Genomic DNA, 20,624 nt, shown 5'->3' with positions numbered 1-20,624 from the left:
TCGGGGGTGGCACCTAGGCTGGTCGGATGATCGACCGCCGTCAGGTGATGCAGTTCCGGGTCGGGGCGCAGCAGCTCGACCGGGTCGAGGGCACCCCGGCGGACACCGCCGTGCTCGACATCGGGGTGCAGGACACCGGCCCCGACGGCGGCCGGTGGGCCCTGGCGCTGCGCGGGGTCGAGGTGCCGACACCGGTCGCGGACGACCTGATCCTGCTCTGGACCGTTCGCGGCGCGCCGCATCTCTACCGTCGCGCCGACGTGGCCGAGGTGGCGGGGGCGGTCGCGCCGTACTCCGACGCGGACGCGGGTAAACGCATCTACGACGCGGCCCGGCCGCTGAAGGCCGCCGGCATCGGCAACCTGGCCGCCCTCGACGAGGTGGCGGCGCGGATGCGGGCGGTGGTCACCATTCCGACGGTCAAGGGCGACGTCTCGGGGCGGCTGGCCGAGCTGCTGCCCGAGCCCTACCTGCGGTTCTGCCGTCCGTGCGCCGCCACCCACCTCTACGAGATGCCGTTCCGGCTGGCGGCCGTGCGGGCCGGGCTGGAGCTGCGCCCCGGCACCTCGCCACCGGTCCTGCACCGCATCCCCGGGTTCACCCGGGCCGCGCCGCCCGGCGACCGGTTCGACCTGGTCCGCGCCTACCTGCGGCTGCTCGGCCCGGCCACCCCCAAGCAGGTCGCCGACTACCTCGACGCCCCGGTCAGGGAGGTGCGGGCCCGCTGGCCGCAGGACGTGGTCGAGGTACGGGTCGACGGGGAGGCCCGTTCGCTGCTCGCCGCCGACGAGCCGGCGCTCACCGGCGCCGCCGACACCACGGCCGTGCGCCTGCTCGGCCCGTTCGACCTGTTCCTGCAGGCGCGGGACCGGGCGACCCTGGTGCCGGACGCGGCTCACGCCAAGCAATTGTGGCCGGTGCTGGGCCGCCCCGGGGCCGTCCTGGCCGGCGGTGAGATCGTCGGCACCTGGCGGCCCCGTAAGGCCGGCCGGGCGTTGACGCTCGCCGTCCAGCCGTGGCGGAAGCTGTCCGCCGCCGTCCACGACGGCATCGTCGCGCAGGCGGAACGCCTCGCCGCCCACCGGGGCCTCGCCCGGGTCGACGTCGACGTCGACCCGAGCGGAGTTTGACACCGGCCCACGGCACCGGGGGAGGATGAGGCGTGCGGGTCCCTCTCTCCACGCCACCGGCCATCCCTGCCGGGGCCCTCGCCGCCGGTGCGCAGCCGACCCTCGCCGCGCCGGGGGGTCTGGTCCTGCGTGCGTGGGAGCCGGCCGACGCCCGGGTGTTCCTGGCCGCCTACCGGGATCCGGAGATCCGGCACTGGCACACCCGTCATCCGGCCTCCGAGAGTCAGGTCCGGGAGTGGTTCGTGGAGTACCAGCAGGCCTGGGCGCGGGAGACCGGTGCCAGTTGGGCGGTGACCCGCGACGGCGTCGAGGTGCTCGGCCGGATCGCCCTGACCGGCATGGATCTCGATGACGGCGTCGCCGGGTGCGCGTACTGGGTGCTTCCCGCCGCCCGCCGGGCGGGGGTGGCCTCCCGGGCGTTGACGGCGCTGGGCGGGTGGGCGTTGGACGAGGCAGGCTTCCACCGGCTGCACCTGGACCACTCGACCCGCAACGTCGCCTCCTGCCGGACCGCGCTGCGCGCCGGGTTCCGGCTGGAGGGCACCAAGCGCAGCGACGCCGTGCACGCCGACGGTCGGCACGACATGCACCTGCACGCCCGCATCCGGGGCGATCGACCAGCCGGCTGACCCCGGCACCTGGTCCGCGACCGCCCCATCCGGCGGCCCGTTCGGGCCTGCCCGGCGCGTGCCACACGGTCCACTGGGGAGCATTTACACCGCCGCGCCGTGCCACCGCGTCGACTTTACGGATGATGTCTGTCGACAGGGGACCCGTCATAGCGTGGGCTTCCCGGGACAGCCCGGCGTGGCCCACGAACGCCACGCCATCCGGCCCGTTCCCCATACCTGGTGAAGTGAGGCCCACTCGATGACGGTTCCACCCCCCGATCCCGCTGGTCGCGGCCGCCGCCGACTGGCCGGGCTGTGCGCCGCGGTGCTGGTCGCCACCGTGCTGCCGCTGACCGGCGGCACCGCGGCGGTCGCCGCGCCGGCCGACTCCGGCCCCTGGCGGCAGCTGCCGAGCGAGCCGTCGGTGAACGCCCGCGACGGGCGTACCCCCGACATCCGCGCCGAGCGGTTCGCCGCGTACACCCTCGACCGGGCCGCGTTGGCCGACACCCTGGCCGACGCCCCGGCCGAGCGGGCCGGCACGGCCCGACGGTCGCAGCCGGCGCTGACCGTCGCGCTGCCCACCCCCACCGGGGGCTTCCAGCGGTTCAGCCTGGTCGACTCGCCGGTGATGGAGCCGGGGCTCGCCGCCCGGCATCCCGAGATCAGCACGTACGTCGGCCGGGGCCTGGACGACCCGACGGCGACCATCCGGGCCGACCTGACCCCGCTGGGCTTCCACGCCTCGGTCCGGTCGACCGGCGGCAGTTGGTACCTCGACCCGTACTACCACGGCGACCAGAGCGTCTACGCCAGCTACTACGCCCGTGACCTGATCGACACCGACCCGGCGATGGTGGAGCGGGAGGACGTCGCGGCGGCGGCCGGGGCGCTGTCGCCGGAGGTGGCCGCGGACGACCCGGCGGGCGCGCCGGTCACCCTGCGCACCTACCGGCTGGCCCTGGTCACCGACCCGTCGTACGCCACCTTCTTCGGTGCGGAGAACGTCACCGCGGCGAAGGTGACCCTGATCAACCGGGTCACCCAGATCTACGAGGACGAGACGGCGATCCGGTTGGTGCTGGTCAACGACACCGACAAGACCAACCTGAACACCGCCGCCCTGGCCACCGAGGCGAACGGGCCGTGCGGCGCGGCGGCCTGCTACACCCCGACGCAGATCTCGTCGTGCACCAGCTCGCTGCTCAACCGCAACCGGATCGTGCTCGGCCAGCTCGTCGGCGCGGGCAACTACGACGTCGGGCACATCGGCCTCGGCCTGCCCGGTGGCGGCGTCGCCGGCCTCGGCGTGGTCGGCCTGGACGGCAAGGCGCGCGGCTGCACGGGCCTGCCCACCCCGGTCGGTGACTTTTACGCCGTGGACTACGTGGCGCACGAGATCGGCCACCAGTTCGCCGGCAACCACACCTTCAACGGCACCCAGTACAACTGCTCCGGCAGCAACCGCAGCGCCGCCAACTCCTACGAGCCGGGCAGCGGCTCGTCGATCATGGCGTACGCGGGCATCTGCCAGCAGGACAACCTCCAGCCGCACAGCGACCCGTACTGGTCGCAGCGCAGCTACACCGAGATCAGCACGTTCGTCTTCGGCACCCGCCCGGCGCTCAACGAGGTGCAGACCGTCTCGCTGTCCGGCTTCGACACCGACGGTGACGCGTTCAGCATCAGCTACGCGGGGCAGTCGTCGGTGCCGGTGGTGCGCGGCGGCAACTACACCGCGGCCGGGATCAGGGCGGCGATCGAGGCGATCGCCGGTTGGCCGGCCGGGGCCACCGTCAGCGTGACGGCCTTCGGCGGGCTCGGCGCACCGAACGACACCGGCTTCCAGGTCACCTTCAACGGTGGGTCGCTGGCCGGGGTCGACGTGCCGGCGCTCGAACTGACAGGCGTCGTGGGCGCGTCCGGTTTCGTCGGTGAGACCGCCCGGGGCGGCGCGGCCGGCAACAACGGTTTCCAGACCGCGCAGACCGGCAACCGGGCCCCCGTGGTCACCGTGCCGGCGGCGGCGCACACCATCCCGGCGCGGACCCCGTTCGCGCTGACCGGTAGCGCCACCGACGCCGACGGGGACACCGTCAGCTACCTGTGGGAGCAGAACGACCGGGGCGGCAGCACCGGCACCGCGCTGGTCAACAACACCAAGACCAACGGGCCGCTGTTCCGCCAGTTCGGCGAGGCGGCGGCGGTCAGCCCGACCGACACCCTGGAGTACCACTCGCCGGGGGAGAACGCGGTGACCACCGACCCGACCCGGCACTTCCCCGACCTGGCCCAGATCGCGGCGAACAACACCAACGCGGCCACCGGGGCCTGCCCGGCCGCGCCGGCCCCACCGGCCACCGGCGGGGCGAGCAACGTGCCCGCCGCGACGGTGGACTGCTACTCGGAGTTCCTGCCCACCGCCGACTGGGTCGGCGTGACCAACGACCGGACCCTGCACTTCCGGCTCACCGGCCGGGACCACCACCCGGGCGGCGGCGGCATCGGCAGCGCCGACGTGGCGTTGACCCTCGCCCCGACGGCCGGCCCGTTCCTGGTCACCTCGCAGGCGACGTCGGCGACCCACCTGGGCGGCGGCACCATGCCCGTCACCTGGGACGTGGCCGGTACGGACACCGCGCCGGTCAACGTGGGCGAGGTGAAGATCTCGCTGTCCACCGACGGCGGGGCGACCTTCCCGCACGTGCTGGCCGAGAGCGTGCCGAACACCGGGGCGGCGACGGTGACCCTGCCGAACGTGGACACCGCCCGGGGCCGGCTGAAGATCGAGGCGGTCGGCAACGTCTTCTTCGACCTCAGCGACGCCGACCTCACCATCACCCAGGTCCGCGCGGCCACGGTCACCTACACCGGTGACACCCTGGCCTCCCCGGTGGACGACGCCGACACGACCGGCGTGCTGCTGCGGGCCACCGTCCTCGGTGGCGGCGGTGACGTCCGCAACGCGACGGTGACCTTCACCGAGGGCGACGAGACCCTCTGCACGGCGGTCGCGACGCCGTTCGGCGCGGCGGCGGACGACGGCTCGGCCAGCTGCCGCGCCGTACTGCCGCACGGCGCGCACCCGGTCACCGCCACGGTGTCGGGGGCGTACACCGGCAGCGCGACGGCCACCGTCACGGTGGCCGGCGGGTACGGCCGGACGGTCGCCGGCTCGGGCTACCTGAAGGGCGGGGCCACCGCCGGTGGTTACCCGCTCGACGACGACCGGCGCATCGAGGTGACCCTGGACGGCCGGATCAACAACGGCAAGAAGCTGGCCGGCAGCGCGAAGGTCGGCTACAAGTCGGGCGGCAAGCGGTACAAGTTCCAGAGCACCGCGCTGGAGTCGTTCGGTGTCGCGGTGGCCGGGGAAGCGGTCGCCGACCTGCGCTACCAGGTCACCCTGTACGACATCTCCACCGCGCAGAACCCGGTCCCGGTGGCCACCGGACTGACCATGCGGGTGACCGCCACCGACCGGGGCGAGCCGGGCCGGCGCGACGGGATCGGCATCACCGTCTGGGACGGTGACCGGTTGGTCTTCTCCTCGGACTGGACCGGCGCGTCGACCCGGGAGAGCACCCTGACCGCCTCCGGCGGCAACCTCACCATCGGCTGACCAGGCACACCGCGACACCCGGCGTCCTTCCCCGCCCATCCGGCGGGGGAGGACGCCGGTCTGCGTCCGGGCGGTGGACGGGGCGCGCCGGGCACCCGGCACGATGAGAGGGTGACCGCCCCCGCCCGCCCGCCGTTCGCCACCCTGGACGCGGTCCTCGAACGGCTCACCTACGTCAACGAGGAGACCGGCTACACCGTCGCCCGGGTCGCCACCGACCGGGGCTCCGACCTGCTGACCGTGGTCGGCGCGCTGCTGGGCGCGCAGCCCGGGGAGAGCCTGCGGCTGTCGGGACGCTGGTCGTCGCACCCGAAGTACGGCCGGCAGTTCGAGGTCGACTCGTACACCACCGTGCTGCCGGCGACCATCCAGGGCATCCGCCGCTATCTCGGCTCCGGCCTGGTCAAGGGCATCGGGCCGGTGTTCGCCGAGCGGATCGTGGCGCACTTCGGCCTGGACACCCTGCGGATCATCGAGGAGGAACCCGCCCGGCTGGTCGAGGTCGCCGGGCTCGGGCCGAAACGCACCGCGAAGATCACCGCCGCGTGGGAGGAGCAGAAGGCCATCAAGGAGGTGATGGTCTTCCTGCAGGGCGTCGGGGTGTCCACGTCGCTCGCGGTGCGCATCTTCAAGCAGTACGCCGACGCCTCGATCGAGGTGGTGACGAAGGAGCCGTACCGGCTGGCGGCCGACGTGTGGGGCATCGGCTTCAAGACCGCCGACACCATCGCCCAGGCGGTGGGCATCCCGCACGACAGCCCGCAGCGGGTGATGGCGGGCCTGCGGTACACCCTGTCCGAGGCCACCGACTCGGGCCACTGCTACCTGCCCGCCCCGGCGCTCGTTGCCGACGCCACGAAGATCCTCGACGTCCCCGGTGATCTCGTCACCCGCTGCCTGGACGACCTGATCGCCGAGGAGGGCGTGGTGCGGGAGTTCCTGCCCGGCGACGACGGCGAGCCGGTGCCGGCGGTCTACCTGGTGCCGTTCCACCGTGCCGAGCAGTCGCTGGCCGGCTCCCTGCTGCGGTTGCTGCACGACCGGGCCGACCGGCTGCCCCACTTCGCCGACGTCGACTGGCCCCGGGCGCTGGCCTGGCTGCGGGCGGTCACCGGCAACGACCTCGCCCCCGAGCAGGAGCACGCCGTGCGGCTGGCGCTGACGGCGAAGGTGGCGGTGCTCACCGGCGGGCCCGGCTGCGGCAAGAGCTTCACCGTACGGTCCATCGTCGCGCTGGCCGCCGCGAAGAAGGCCCGGATCACCCTGGTCGCGCCGACCGGGCGGGCCGCGAAACGGCTGTCGGAGCTGACCGGGCACCCCGCCGCCACCGTGCACCGGCTGCTGCAACTGCGTCCCGGCGGGGAGGCCGTGCACGACCGGGACAATCCCCTCGACGTCGACCTGCTCGTCGTCGACGAGGCGTCCATGCTCGACCTGATCCTGGCCAACAAGCTTGTCAAGGCGGTGCCGCCGGGGGCGCACCTGCTCCTGGTGGGCGACGTCGACCAGTTGCCCAGCGTCGGTGCCGGGGAGGTGCTGCGTGACCTGCTCACCGCGCCGGCCATCCCCCGGGTGCGGCTGACCCGGGTGTTCCGTCAGGCCGCCCAGTCGGGCGTGATCACCAACGCGCACCGGATCAACGCCGGCCGGCCACCCCTGCTCGACGGCCTGCCGGACTTCTTCCTGTTCGCCTGCGAGGACACCGAGGCCACCGCCGCGCTGACCGTCGACGTCGCCTGCACCCGGATCCCCACCCGGTTCGGTCTCGACCCGCGCCGCGACGTGCAGGTCCTCGCCCCCATGCACCGGGGACCGGCCGGTGCCGCCGCCCTGAACACCCTGCTGCAGCAGCGGCTCACCCCGCACCGCGAGGGGCAACCCGAGCGGCGGATGGGCGGGCGGGTGTTCCGCATCGGCGACAAGGTCACCCAGATCCGCAACAACTACGACAAGGGCCAGGCTGGCGTCTTCAACGGCACCCTCGGCATCGTCACCGCCATCACCCCCGAGGAACAGACCCTCACCGTCCGCACCGACGAGGACGAGAACCTCGACTACGAGTTCGACGAGCTGGACGAGTTGGCCCACGCCTACGCGATGACCATCCACCGCTCGCAGGGCTCGGAGTACCCGGCGGTGGTCGTACCCCTGACCACCAGCGCCTGGATGATGCTGCAACGCAACCTGCTCTACACCGCCGTCACCCGGGCCCGGCAACTCGTCGTCCTGGTCGGTTCCCGCCGGGCGCTGTCCGCCGCCGTGCGTACCGTCGGCGCGGGCCGCCGGCACACCGCCCTGGACCACCGCCTCGGCGCGCCGGCCGGGTAGCGCCCGACCGGCATCCGGCATCGACGGCCGCCGCGCCGGCCACCGTGGACGGTGACCGGCGCGACGACGACGTGTGGTCGATCAGCGGTAGCCGGCGGCGGTGATGTTGGCCTGCACCGCGTTCTCGGTGGCGTCCGAGGGGTAGCCGGCGACCATCGCCCCCTCGTAGAAGGTGCCGGCGCTGAGGTTCGCGCCGCCGTCGGGCTTGCAGCAGTCCCCGCCGCTGCCCAGGATGATCGCGCCCTGCTTCTTCATCGGGCTGTAGCCCGGCGGCAGCGAGCCGTCGTAGAGGGTGTAGAGGCTGCCGGACTGGGCGTCGCTGCCCTTGATGGCGAAGCGCGAGGTGCCGTTGTTCTTCAGGGTGGCGGTGACGAACTTGCTGGTGAAGGCCCGCTGGTTCGGGTTCCAGGAGCTGCTGCCGCCGGGGAACAGGCCCCACTCCAGGTCGGCCTGCACCCACGGGCCGGAGCCGGAGCAACCGCCGAACCAGCACTGCTTGCTGAAGTTGATCGCGTCCATCGCGCCGGCGGCGTCGGCCTTACGGGTGGTCTCGCTGTTGCCGTAGTCGAAGCAGCAGCCGTTGTTGACGTGGGTGCCGCTGGTGACCATGTACATGCCCTCGGGCGCGGACCCGGTCGGCACCCCGGTCAGGTGACCGTCGCGCCAGTAGCTGTTGCCCGGGTTGATGTAGAGCGAGTACGCCTTGGCACCGCCCACCGTCAGCGACTCCGAGGTCGCGACCGCCGGCCGGCTCTGCGGCGACCCGGGCACCACGCTGGAGCCCTGGTACCACAGGTCGTTGCCGCGACCGGACTGGTCGAACACGACGGTCACCACGCAGGTGGTGCCGGTGCAGAACGAGTCCTGCGTGGCGGCGTTGGCGGTGCCGCCGGTGCCGGTCAGCCCGATGTTGCGGGTCGTGTTGTCCGAGGAGCGGCGTACCTGGTAGAGGTTGCCGGTGTAGGCGGCGTAGAGCGCCCGGGTGGTGCTGTGCGCGGCCACGCACGGGGTGCCGCCGGCGGCGTAGATGTCGCACGGCAGGGCGCCGGCGGGCGGGGGAGTGGTCGGCGGCGGCGTGGTCGGCGGGGCGGTGGTGGGCGGGGTGCTCGGCGAGGTCCACTGCTGGTTGGCCTGACCGTTGCAGGTCCACAGCAGGATCTTGGTGCCGTTGGCGGTGCCGTTGCCGTTGGCGTCCAGGCACAGGCCGGACTGCACGCCGACGATGGTGCCGTTGGCGTTGACGTTCCACTGCTGGTTGGTCTGGCCGTTGCAGTCCCAGATGATCGCCGCCGTGCCGGCGGTGGTGCCCCGGCCGTTGGCGTCCAGGCACTTGTTGCCGTACACGGTGAGCTGGCGGCTGGCCGTCCAGGTCCAGGTCTGGTTGGCCCCACCCTGGCAGTCCCACAGTTGCGTCTGGGTGCCGTTGGCGGTGCTGGAGTTGGGGACCTCGAGGCAGCGCCCGGAGGCGGTGCCGACGATCCGGGTGCTCTGTCCCGGCTCGATGGCGGCCATCGCCGCGGCGGCGGCCTCGGCGGCCGGCGAGGTGAGGCCGGGCGTGGCCCCGGCGATGACGAGGAGGCCGGCCAGCGCGCCGACCAACAGGGTCAGCCGGTGTCGGCGGCGGGACCGGGGGACGGGACCGGGGACCGGTCCGTTCGGGGACGGGGTGCGCACGGGGCGGCTCCTTGGTGCGTCGACGGGGTGGGCCGGGTGGACCCGCCCTCGGGTGGTGGCGGCGAATCGGTTCGCCAGCCCTCCCAGGATCACCCAATACAGTGACGTAAATCAATCTGGAGGGGGTGTGTCCGGCCCCGGTCGCGCGGGGCGGCGGTGTCACCGGCCCCAGAGCCGCCAGGTCTGGTTCAGCGGGCTGCTCTGGCTGACCGGCTTGCAGGTCCACTGCAGGATCCGCGCCTGGGCGGCGGTGGAGACCCCGTTGACGTCGACGCACTTGTTGCTGTGCCGGGCGACGAGCTGGTAGTCGTGCGGATCGTTGCCCCCGTAGGTCACCCGGCGCAGGGTGAACTGCTGGTTGGGGCCGTTCTGGCAGGTCCACTGGTCGACGGCCGCGCCGTCGGCGGTGGACGCCCCGCTGACGTCCAGGCACCTGCCGCTCTGCTGGTTGACCACCGTGTACGTGTCGGCCACCCCGGCGACCGGCCGGAAGTTCCACACCTGCTGGTCGCCGCCCTCGCAGGGGAACTGCTGCTGGGGATTGCCGTCGGTGGTGCCCGAGCCGGTGTTGTCCAGGCACTGCTGGGAGTGCTGGGCCACCGCCACCGACGTGAAGCCGGTCTCCGTGGGCGGCAGCACGGTGACGGTGTACGTGTCGTTCTGGTTGCCGTACGGCAGGGTCACCGAGGCGGCGTTGTTGGTCAGCGTGACCACGGTGTTCGACACCGTGACCGGCCCCTGCACCGCACCGCCGTTGTTGTACGGGATGCGCTGGGTGAGCACCCGCACCTGGTTGTTCTGCACGATGCCGCTGGTGGCGTCCAGCCGTTGCAGGTTGACCGTCAGGTTGCCGGTGGTCCGACCGCCGCCGACCAGCACCCTCGCCGTCCCGGTCGTCCTGGTGGCGAAGGCGTCGTAGGACGGGCTGGGGGTCACCGCGACGATCTGCCCGGTCTGCGCGGCGTAGTAGCGGTAGACCCACCACTCGCCCTTGGGCTGGTGCTGGCCGGCGGCGTTGCGGACCAGCAGGTTGCCCAGGTCGTTGTGCAGGTTGCCGGCGCTGGCCCAGTTCGCCCGCAGGCCGTCCGCGCGGGCCCGCTCCAGCCGGGCGACGTACCAGGCGCCGTCCGCCGGGTTCTGCTCGTTGGACGCGCCGTACTCGTTGATCTGGTACGGCCGCGGGTGGGGGATGCCGCGCGCGTCGAGGGTGGCGTTGGCCGCGGCGACGTTGGCGACCGGGTCGCCGGGCAGCGAGTGCCAGCTGACGATGTCCGGCACCGTGTTGGTGGAGCGGACGAAGTCCAGGTACTGGTTCCAGAACGCGTGGTTGGTCGACGGCACGCAGGCGCAGCTCGGCCCGACGATGAGCTGGTCGGGGAACTCCGCCCGCAGCCGTTGGTAGGTGCGTCGCCACAGTTCGAGGTACTGGGAGATCGGGCGGTTCCAGAAGATGGTGATGTTGGGTTCGTTCCAGATGTCCCACTGCACCCGCAGCCCGGCAGCCCGGACGTCGCCGATGAGCCGGGTGAGGAAGTTGTCGTAGTCGGTCCAGTTGCCGTTGTCGCCGGGGAAGCGGGAGATTCCCGCGCCGTCGGCGCCCCACAGGTCGTGCGGCAGGATGATGAACTGACCGCCCAGGGCGGCGGTCCGGCGGGCCTGGGCGAGGGTGGAGTTCCACCGGCGGTCGTAGTTTCCGCCGACCCAACCGCTGCCCGGCAGCTGTGCGCCCCCGGCCCGCATGTACTGGAACCTGACGTCCCGGTAGAAGTGGTCGGCCGGGCCGCTGGCGTTCTCGGTCATGCCGTAGATCCAGCCGGAGGCGCGGTAGGTCGGCGTGCCGTCGGCGCTGGCGAAGTTGATGCTGATCGACTCGTCGGCGGCCCGGGCCGGGGTGGCGGCGACGGCGGTGGCGGCGACGGCGAGCAGGCCGACGGCGATGCGGGTGGTGATCGCGCGGGCTCGTCCGGGCCGGCGGTGGGACGGGATGTTCACGGCGGCTCCTTGTGGGGCGTGGGGACGCTCTCCGGGAGGGTTTCGCATGCGAATCGATTCGCAACGGATCGTAGAGCGGAATGATGAAGGATGTCAATGTAATGACGGTGCGGTGAAGGGGATGTTTCCGCAGATGATCTGCCCGCCGGTCAGCCAGGAGGGCCTGCTGGCCCGGACCGGCAGGGGTCGTCCTTGACCACCGGGCGCGGGCGGACCTATCTTCGTTCGAATCGATTCGAGGCTTCGGTTCCGTCGTCCGCCGCCGGTGGCCCGACGTGGCACCGTCGAAGGCTGACCACCCGAACCACGAAAGGGCGTCACCCGACATGACCGTCGCACCGTCCGGCCCGGAGTTCTCCCTCCAGGACGTCCCGTTCAGCTACCGCGGTTCCTGGTTCGACATCTCCCCGGTGGTGGCCGAGAAGACGTACGCCGACGACCTGCACCTGGTCTCCCACCAGACCGGCATGCACCCGGTGCTGCGTCTGGCCCCGCACGCCGACGCCACGGTCGTCGCCACCCCCGCGCTGCTCACCTGGCGCGACGGCGACGGCCGGATCGACGTCGGCTACCAGGGGCCGGACACCCTCCGGCTGCGGGGCCGGGGGCTCGGCCTGCGGATCGCCGCCGCGGCGGGCACCCTCACCCCGTTCAGCGGGACCTACCTCTACCGCGACCCGGTCGACGGCTCGGCCGTGTTCACCTCCTACGAGACGGGCCGCCGCTACCGGGTCACCGGGCTGTCCGCGCCGCTGCACGACGTCGTGGGCGTCGAGGCGCTCGGCGTCGCCGACCGGTGGCTGGACCTCCCCGCCGACCGGCCCTGGGAGATCGCCATCGAGGAGTACGCCACCGCCCGGCCCCCCTACCGGCCGACCGGCACCTTCGACGAGCTGTACCGCGAGCGCAGCGCCGAGTTCGCCGCCTTCGTCGACGCGGTCGCCCCCTGGCGCGACGCCGACACCCCCGCCGCCGAACTGGCCGCGTACGTGCTGTGGTCGGCCACCGTCGAGCCGGGCGGTTTCGTCACCCGACCGGCCGTGCTGATGTCCAAGCACTGGATGGACAAGGTGTGGAGCTGGGACCACTGCTTCAACGCGATCGCCCTGGCCGCCGGCGAACCGGACCTGGCCTGGCACCAGTTCCACCTGCCGTTCGACCACCAGGACGCCGCCGGCGCACTGCCCGACTCGGTCACCCACTCCGAGGTGCTGAACAACTTCGTCAAGCCACCCGTGCACGGTTGGGCCCTGGGCCAACTGCGCCGCCGCCTGCCCACCCCGCCGGACCGGGCGGTGCTGGCCCAGACGTACGACCGGCTGGCCCGGTGGACCCGGTTCTGGCTGGACGCGCGCCGCGCCCCCGGCAGCGACCTGCCCCACTACCAGCACGGCAACGACAGCGGCTGGGACAACGCCACCACCTTCGACGACGGCCGGGTCCTGGAGACCGCCGACCTGGCCGCCCTCCTGGTCAGCCAACTGCGCTGCCTGGCCGACCTCGCCGCCGAGCTGGGCGGGCCCGCCGCCGGCTGGTCGGCCGAGGCGGACCGGGTCCGTACCGCCCTGCTGCGCGACCTGTGGGACGGCGAACGCTTCACCGCCCGCAGCCCGCACACCGGGCGACGCCGGGCCAGCCGCAGCCTGCTCGACCTGATGCCCGTCATCCTCGGCGACGACCTGCCCGCCCCGGTCACCGGTGCGCTGGCCCGGGGCGTCGCGGCCCACCTGACGACCCACGGGCTGGCCACCGAACCGACCGACTCGCCGCACTACCTCGCCGACGGCTACTGGCGGGGCCCCATCTGGGCCCCCTCCACCGTGCTGGTCGAGGACGGGCTGCGCCGGGCCGGGCACACCGCGCTGGCCGACGAGATCGGCAGGCGGTTCCTCGCCCTGTGCGAGAGGTCCGGGTTCGCCGAGAACTTCGACGCCGAGACCGGTAAGGGACTGCGCGACCGGGCGTACACCTGGACGGCCAGCAGCTATCTCGTGCTCGCCGCAGCCCGGCAGGAACGCCGGAACCCACCGGTCACCGGGTCGTGACCGCCGGCCCGGGTCAGTGGGACCGGGCCGGGCCGGTGCTGGACCGCAGCGAGATGGGCGGGGCGTAGAGCCGGTGCCGGGGCGTGCCGCCGGGCGCGGCGATCAGCTCCAGCAGCAGCGCCACCGCCTCGGCCCCCATCTGGCGCATCGGCACGTCCGCCGCGGTCAGCGGCGGGTGGAAGTCCTCGGCCCAGTGCCGGGCGGCGACCCCGGTGACGGAGAAGTCGCCCGGCACCGACAGACCGGCGGCGTCCAACGCCCGCCGCATCCCGGGCAGCGCGGCCTCGTTGAGGGTGGCCACCGCCGTGACCTGCGGGTGGTCCGCGAGCAGTTGCGCCACGCACGCCTCGCCCGAGGGGGTGTCGTCGCCGCAGCAGACGTCGACACCGGTCAGGCCCCGCTCGGCGACCGCCGCCCGGAACCCGGCCAGGGCGCGGTGGCTCGGGCCGTAACCCGCCGCTACCAGCTCGGCGGACCGGTTCACCAGGGCCACCTGGCGGTGTCCCAGGTCGGCCAGGTGGTGCACGCAGCGGGAGATCAACGTCGCGTAGTCGACGTCGATCCAGCTCATCCCGTGCGGTTCTGCCGTCCGGCCGATCGTCACGAACGGCACGCCCGCCGTCGCCAGCCGGGTCACCCGGTGGTCGGTCAGCCGGATCTCCATCAGCACCACCCCGTCCACCCGCCGTCCGGTGACGATCCGTTCGAACGACCGGTCGTGGTCGCCGCCGGAGGGGGACAGCAGCACGTCCAGGTCGTGCCGGGCGGCCGCTTCGACGACGCTGGCGACGAAGCCCAGCTGCATGTCGGTCAGGCGCTGGCTGGCCGGCGGGATGACCAGCCCGAGGGTGCGGGTACGCCCCTCCTTCAACGCGCGGGCGCTGGCGTTCGGCCGGTAGCCCAGCTCGTCGATGACCGCCTGGATCCGTTGCCGGGTCGTCGCCGACACCGCCCGCTTCCCACTCAACACGTAGGACACGGTGCTGCGGGACACTCCGGCCCGCCGGGCGATCTCCCCGATGTTCATTTCCGCCCTCAACGCCGAATTCCGGCAGCGGCGCGGGAATGCGCCGTGCTTGCGAGGAGCATAACGGTTCCGCAATTCGACGCCGGCACAGCAACAGTTCCGACACGTGCCGTGGCCAATCCGGCGATACCGATGGTCGTGGCCGCCGAGGTCAGCCGGCCCGCGCCGGTCGAAAGGCGGCGTAATATCCGGCGCGAAAAACTGACGTTAATGGTCTGACGTCTGACGTCGCACCGGCGGCGGCCGACAAATCGTCCGCACTCGGCGGCAGTTCCCGGCCGGGCCCGGTGACGTCACGAAAGGGCGACCGCACCGGTGGGCGGACCGCTGAGGACGCCGCTTCTTGCCTGCCGTTCTGCATGGCCTCCATCGGCAGACGTCGGTGTAATCGGGACAGCCGGGCGGCAGTGGTCCGGACCGACGACAGGAGGAGCCAGGGTGACGGTCAGGAGGGGCAACACGACGTGGCGCGGGGTTCTCGCGCGACTGACCGCGACGATGATGCTGGTCGCGGGGGCGGCGGTGGCGTCCGCCTCCCCGGCGGCGGCGGGCTACGAGTTCACCGGCCAGTTCCAGAACTTCGCCACCGGGATGTGCCTGGACAGCAACAGTGTCGGATCGATCTACACCCTGCCGTGCCAGGCCGGCAACAACTGGCAGACGTGGACCGTCACCTCGGCGGGCAAGGCCCCGTCCGGATACGACCGGGTGACCATCCGCAACCGGCAGACCGGCCGGTGTATCGAGATGTGGGAGTACGGCGGCCCGCAACAGCACGCCTACGAGTGCACCGGCAGCCTGAAGCAGCAGATCGAGGGCTACGGTCCGAACTGGAACCAGGTGTCCCTGCGGCTCAACTACTTCGACACCCGCTACATCTGCGTCGACACCCACGGCAGCGGGGAGGCGTACGCCCGGGCGTGCAACTACGGCGGATACCAGACGTGGCGGCTGAATGGTCGGTGATCCGACCATGCGGTAAGTCACTGGTCTATGTGTGGCACCGCAGGTCGGTGATCTGTGAGGGTGTGCCCGGTGAACCCGATACCGAGCACACCCGAACGGCCGTCGCTGGGCGCCGTGCTGCGGGCCCACCGGCTGGCGGCGGGCCTGTCGATCGAGGGGCTCGCCGAGCGTTGCGGGGTCAGTGTCCGGGCGATCAGCGACATCGAACGCGACCGGGTCCGTCGCCCACAGCGGCGTACCCTGACCGTCCTGTGTGACGTCCTCGACGTGCCGGACGACGCGCGCCGCCGGCTGGACGAGGTCACCTCCGACCGGCCCGCCGGCTGCGAGCCACCCGCCCCACCGTGCCACTTCACCGGGCGGGCGGCGGCGCTGCGTACCCTCGCCGACGTCGCGCGCCGGCCGCCGGGCGACCGGCAGCAGGCCACCGTGGTCGTCGTCACCGGGCCGGCCGGGGTGGGCAAGACCGGCCTCGTGGCACGGGCCGCGACCGACCTGGCCCCGGAGTTCCCCGACGGCTGCTTCTTCGTCGACCTGCGCGGCATGGACGACGTCCCCACCCCGCCCGGCGAGGCGCTGCACCTGCTGCTGCGCGCCCTCGGTGTGCCGGAGCGGCGGATTCCCGCCGGGCTCGACGAGCGGGCCACGGCGTACCGGTCGGTGTTCTGCCAGCGCCGGGCCCTGGTGGTGTGGGACAACGCCGCCGACGAGGCCCAGGCGAGGCCGCTGCTGCCCGGGGCCGGGCCCGGTCTCGTGCTGGTCACCAGCCGGCGACGGCTCAGCGGCCTGGACGTCGCCCGGTGGCTGTCCCTGGAGCCGTTGCCGGCCGAGGAGTCGACCGCGATGCTGCGGGCCATCGCCGCGCCCGACGCGGACGCCGACCCGACCGGGTGGGCGGAGCTGGCCCGGCACTGCGGGCACATGCCGTTGGCCCTGCGCGTCACCGGGCAACGGCTGTCGGACGAGCCGGGGCTGTCGGTGGGGGAGCTGAACCGGCGGTTCACCGGAGAGCAGGCCCGGCTCACCGTGATCGACGCCGGGGCCGCCGGCATCCACACCGCGCTGAGCCTGTCGTACCGGCGGCTGGAGGCGGACCTGCGGCGCACCTTCCGGCGGCTGTCCCTGGTGCCCGGCCCGGACTTCGGCCCGGAGCCGGTCGCCGTGGTCGGCGACGCCGACGTCGAGGAGGCCGAGCGACGGCTGGAGGCCCTGGTCGAGAGCGGGCTGGTGGCCGCCGTGCCGGCGGACCGGTACGGGCTGCACGACCTGGTCCGGGAGTTCGCCGGCGACCGGATGACCGCCGAGGAGCCGGCGACGACCGGTGCGTTGCGGACCACCCTGTTGCGGTGGTGGCTGGCCCGCACCACGGCCGCCGGGCAGCACTTCGAGCCGGGCGGCCCGGCGTCGCTGACGGAGTTCCCGGACCGGACGGCGGCGGCCGGCTGGCTCGACGCCGAGCGGGGCAACTGGTTCGCGGCGCTGCGGTCCGCCGCCACCGACGGCCTGCACGAGCAGGTGGTCGACACCGTCGACGCGCTGCACTGGTTCTCCGACAGCCGGGTGCACCTCGACGTCTGGCCGGAGGTCTTCCGGTTGTCCGCCGGCTCCGCCGCCCGGCTGGGCGACCCCCGCACCGAGGCGGTCCACCTCAACTATCTGTCCTGGGCGCAGGCGATCTGCCAACGCGAGTACGCGCGCAGTGTCGCCACCGCCACCCGGGCGCTGGACCGGGCCGTCCGCGCGGGCGACCCGGCCCAGCAGGGTTGGGCGCTGCTCTACGCCGCCAGCGGCCACACCGGGCTGGGTGAGCACGCGGCGGCGCTGCGGCACCGGCAGCGGGCCTGGGTGATGCTGCGCCGCGCGGCCGACCCGGAGGGGCTGCCGCAGGCGATGGCCTCGCTCGGTTCCTCCCTGCTGGCGCTGGGCAGACCCGCCGAGGCGCTGCGGGTGCACGAGCGGACGCGACGGCTGCTGCGCGATCCGGACCACCCGATCGCGGCTTTCGCCCGGGCCTCCACCGACGCGTTGACCTGCCGGCGCATCGGCGACGACCTCGCCGCTCTCGGCCGGTGGTCGGAGTGCGTCGCGGTCCGGCGGGAGGCGGTGTCCGGGTTGCGCGCGACCGCGATGCCGGCGATCGAGGCGCTGGCCCTGGTGGAGCTGGTCGAGGCGCTGCGTCGCACCGGGGAGACCCGGTCGGCCCCGGCGTACCTGGCGCGGGCGATCGCGCTGGCCGACGACTGTGACGACCCGGACCTGGCCCGCCGGGCCGGGGACCTGCTCGCCGAGCTGTCCGGGACCGGCTGAGCGTCAGGTGCCGGGTGCCACCCGGGCGAAGGCACAGACCAACGGGTGGGGCTGGTAGCGGTGGTCCCGGCCGGCGGTGAGCCAGCCCCGTTCGGCCAGATCGAGGAAACCCGCCTCGGCGGGCGCGGGCCCGACCAGCCGGGGTAGCAGCCGCAGGGCGCGCCGGGCCGGCGACGGCAGCCCGGCGTACGCCCGCTCGAAGGCGTCGCGGACCGACAGGTCCCCGGCGACCAGCGCGCCGAGCACCCGGTCCGGTCGGGTCAACCGGTCGATCAGCCACTGCGCGCTCCACTGCGGCCGGGTCAGCAGCCGGTTCGCGGTCACCCGCAGGGCCAGCGGCAGACCGGCGCAGCAGGCGGCCAGCTCGGCCACGGCCGGGGCGGGAGTGCCGCTGCCGTGCACCATCGCGGTCAGCGCCGCCCGTGCGTCGGCGGCCGGTAGGGGCGGCACCAGCCACCGGTCGGCCTCCGGCAGCCCCGCCAGCGGCTGCCCGCCGGTGACCAGGGTGACGGCGGCGGCGTCCGCGGGGAGCAACGGCCCGACCTGGCGGGTGTCCCGGACGCCGTCCAGCACCACCAGCATCCGCCGGGCGCGCACCAGGTCGCGGTACGCCCCGACGGCCTGCGGGTCCGACCCGGTCGACGCCGTCGTGGCGGCCGGCAGCAGCCGTCGCGCGATCGTGGCGGCGGTGGCGTCCCCGACCGGGCCGAGGAAGCGCACCCCGTCGGGGAACCGGTCGGCCAGCCGGGTGGCGGCCTGGACGGCCAGCGCGGTCTTGCCCACCCCGGGCAGGCCGATCAGCTGTACCGCGTGGCGGTGGCCCAGCCGGGCGGTCAGCCAGGCGAGGTCGGCGTGGCGGCCGGTGAAGTGGGGTGTCACCCCGGGCAGCCCGGAGACCCCGCCGACCTGCTCGTCGGCGGTGCCGAGCCGGCCGGCGTCGGACCCGTGCAGCCCCAGGGCGGTGCCCAGCGCCAGCAGGGTGCCGGGGTGCGGGCGGCGGATCGTGTGCCGCTCGATCCCGCCGATGGTGCGGGCGCTCACCCCGGACCGGGCGGCGAGTTCCTCGATGGTCAGTCCGGCGGCGGTCCGCAGTGACCGGAGCCGGTGGAGCTGTTCCTGCGTGCTGTCCCGCACCCCGTACCCCCGCGAGGACGTCTGCTGTCCGGTCCAGTAGACGTCGGCGCGGGGACACGTGGGGTGAGGGAATCGTCACACCGGGTTTCGGTGCTGGTGGGGCACGGGGCGGTCGTCGTCCGCCGTCCCGGCCTGCGGGAGGCGGGACGGCGGACGGGGTGCGGTCAGCCCACGCGGACCCGCTGCCACTGCTGGTTGGCGCCGGTGCCGCAGGTGTACTGGATCACCCGGGCGCCGTCGGCGGTGGAGTAGCCGCTGACGTCGAGGCACCTGCCGCTGTGCCGGGCCACGAGCTGGACGTACCCGGAGCCCGCGTCGCGTACCTGCCACTGCTGGTCGGTACGCCCCGACTGGCAACCGAACTGCTGCACCGCGGCGTTGTCGGCGGTGGATCCGCCGGCCACGGTGAGGCACTTGTCGCTGTGCCGGGCGACGATCTGGACGTAGCCGGAGCCGGCGTCGCGTAGCTGCCACTGCTGGTTGGTGCCGGTGTTGCAGCCGTACTGGGCCACGGCGGCGGCGTCGGCGGTGGACCGGTCGAGCACGTCCAGGCATTTGCCGCTGTGCCGGGCGCGCAGCGTGTCGAAGGTGTAGCCGCCGTCGACCCCGGAGACCGCGCCGGTGGCGGTGTCGATGGTGAGCTGCGGGAACCAGTTCATGGTCAGCGAGGTGGCGGTGGGGAAGTTCAGCGGCAGCCAGACGTACCGGGACTGGTTGACCGGGCCGCCCGTCGCGCCGGCCCAGCGGTCGCCGAGATAGAGGTACGAGGTGGCGGCGCTGCCCTGCACCGGCAGCACGTACGCCGACTGGGAGTCGTAGGTGGTGCCGTCGGCGAAGTTCGTCGGGTTGGTCCAGGTGCCACCGACGCTGCCGGCAGTGGCGTACCGGGCCTGGTTGGGCGACCAGCCGGTGGCGCCCGAGGTGACCAGGAAGTAGACCCCGTTGCGTTTGAACATCGCCGGGGCCTCCCGGTAGTTGTCCGGCCACAGCGTCCGCACCAGCGACGCGACCCCGGTGTAGTCGGCGGTGAGGCGGTAGATGTTCAGGTCGGCGTTGTTGCGGGTGGCCGAGATCAGGTACGCGGTGCCGTCGTCGTCGCGGAACACCGTCTGGTCCCGGGAGTCGTGGCCCAGCGGGCGGAAGCTGCCCAGGTAGCGGTAGTTGCCGTCGACCGTGCTGGAGGTGGCCACCGCGACCCGGGCCTGGTTGTAGTCGACGCCGTTCTCCCAGTGCATCCAGAGCACGTACTGGCCGGTGCTGGCGTTGTAGATCACCTTGGGGCGTTCGATGTTCGCCGTCGCCAGCTCGCCCGCCGAGGACTGGGTGAGCACGTTGTTGCGGAACTCCCAGGTGCGCAGGTCGGTGGAGCGGTAGACCGACACGTACCGGAAGGTGTTGTTGTCGTTGCGGTTCTCGCCGAACCAGTAGTAGTAGTCGCCCACCTTGATCATGCCGCCGCCGTGGGCGTGCACGCCGGCGCCGTTGGTGTCGGTGAACTGCGTGCCGTTGACCACGGTGACGGGCGCGGCCCGCGCGGCGGGGGCGGTGAGGGTCAGCGGGACGAGCACGGCCGCGCAGGCGGCGAGGGCGAGGACGATCCGGCGGAGGGTGGTGGGGTGGGGCGCGGCAGGCATGGGCCGCCTCCTATGGCGGTGGGCGCGAGGTGCCCGCGGGGACGCGCGGGCCCTTTTCTCGACCCTCACGATATGCGGTGGAACCGATCTATGTACATGTATCGATTTTGTTTGCGGCCGGGCGTTCGCGGGCGTGGGTGTGGCCGGTGGTCGG

General features: G+C 73.3%; 12 protein-coding genes. 7 read left to right on the top strand and 5 right to left on the bottom strand.

Going from position 1 to position 20,624, the window contains the following annotated elements:
- The first annotated feature begins 26 nt into the window (after window positions 1-26).
- The 4 genes from ACN265_RS14780 to ACN265_RS14765 all read left to right on the top strand — a co-directional run bounded on the left by ACN265_RS14780 (window position 27) and on the right by ACN265_RS14765 (window position 7,691).
- Window positions 27-1,130: a winged helix DNA-binding domain-containing protein gene (locus ACN265_RS14780; protein ID WP_420117289.1), complete on the top strand. Its 1,104-nt coding sequence runs from the start codon at window positions 27-29 to the stop codon at window positions 1,128-1,130.
- Between the two features lie 32 nt (window positions 1,131-1,162).
- The gene (locus tag ACN265_RS14775; RefSeq protein ID WP_420117290.1) at window positions 1,163-1,759 is read left to right on the top strand and encodes a GNAT family N-acetyltransferase; all 597 of its coding nucleotides are present in this window, start codon (window positions 1,163-1,165) and stop codon (window positions 1,757-1,759) included.
- Between the two features lie 241 nt (window positions 1,760-2,000).
- A complete protein-coding gene (locus tag ACN265_RS14770) occupies window positions 2,001-5,363 on the top strand; it encodes a M12 family metallo-peptidase (protein WP_421408145.1) in 3,363 nt (1,120 codons plus the stop codon).
- Window positions 5,364-5,474: 111 nt separating this feature from the next.
- Window positions 5,475-7,691, top strand: a complete 2,217-nt coding sequence (locus ACN265_RS14765) for an ATP-dependent RecD-like DNA helicase (RefSeq protein ID WP_421408142.1) — start codon at window positions 5,475-5,477, stop codon at window positions 7,689-7,691.
- 81 nt (window positions 7,692-7,772) lie between these two features.
- Here ACN265_RS14765 and ACN265_RS14760 read toward each other — a convergent pair whose 3' ends face one another.
- Window positions 7,773-9,365: an arabinofuranosidase catalytic domain-containing protein gene (locus ACN265_RS14760; RefSeq protein WP_421408140.1), complete on the bottom strand. Its 1,593-nt coding sequence runs from the start codon at window positions 9,363-9,365 to the stop codon at window positions 7,773-7,775.
- Window positions 9,366-9,524: 159 nt separating this feature from the next.
- Window positions 9,525-11,357, bottom strand: a complete 1,833-nt coding sequence (locus ACN265_RS14755; RefSeq protein ID WP_421408138.1) for an RICIN domain-containing protein — start codon at window positions 11,355-11,357, stop codon at window positions 9,525-9,527.
- Between the two features lie 326 nt (window positions 11,358-11,683).
- Here ACN265_RS14755 and ACN265_RS14750 point away from each other — a divergent pair, with 326 nt between their 5' ends.
- Entirely contained in the window at window positions 11,684-13,402 is a 1,719-nt protein-coding gene (locus tag ACN265_RS14750) for an amylo-alpha-1,6-glucosidase (protein WP_421408135.1), read from the top strand.
- Window positions 13,403-13,415: 13 nt separating this feature from the next.
- Here the strand turns inward: ACN265_RS14750 and ACN265_RS14745 are convergent, their stop codons facing one another.
- Complete coding sequence (locus tag ACN265_RS14745) at window positions 13,416-14,429, bottom strand: LacI family DNA-binding transcriptional regulator (protein ID WP_420117296.1); 1,014 nt, start codon at window positions 14,427-14,429, stop codon at window positions 13,416-13,418.
- A gap of 438 nt (window positions 14,430-14,867) precedes the next feature.
- Between ACN265_RS14745 and ACN265_RS14740 the strand changes: the two genes are divergently transcribed.
- Window positions 14,868-15,395, top strand: a complete 528-nt coding sequence (locus ACN265_RS14740; protein ID WP_420117297.1) for an RICIN domain-containing protein — start codon at window positions 14,868-14,870, stop codon at window positions 15,393-15,395.
- A 69-nt stretch (window positions 15,396-15,464) separates the two neighbouring features.
- Window positions 15,465-17,702 (top strand): ATP-binding protein, encoded by a 2,238-nt coding sequence (locus ACN265_RS14735; RefSeq protein WP_421408131.1) that lies wholly within the window; start codon window positions 15,465-15,467, stop codon window positions 17,700-17,702.
- Between the two features lie 3 nt (window positions 17,703-17,705).
- On the opposite strand, the gene ACN265_RS14730 is transcribed toward ACN265_RS14735, so the two are convergent.
- Together ACN265_RS14730 and ACN265_RS14725 are read right to left on the bottom strand one after the other, a co-directional pair.
- The gene (locus ACN265_RS14730; RefSeq protein ID WP_421408129.1) at window positions 17,706-18,836 is read right to left on the bottom strand and encodes a helix-turn-helix domain-containing protein; all 1,131 of its coding nucleotides are present in this window, start codon (window positions 18,834-18,836) and stop codon (window positions 17,706-17,708) included.
- Window positions 18,837-19,000: 164 nt separating this feature from the next.
- Window positions 19,001-20,470, bottom strand: coding sequence for an RICIN domain-containing protein (locus tag ACN265_RS14725; RefSeq protein ID WP_421408126.1), 1,470 nt, complete (start codon window positions 20,468-20,470; stop codon window positions 19,001-19,003).
- Window positions 20,471-20,624: the final 154 nt, after the last annotated feature.

It is taken from the genome of Micromonospora sp. WMMD730, assembly GCF_049178955.1.
GTDB lineage: Bacteria > Actinomycetota > Actinomycetes > Mycobacteriales > Micromonosporaceae > Micromonospora > Micromonospora wenchangensis.
This window is presented reverse-complemented; position numbering and strand designations above follow the sequence as displayed.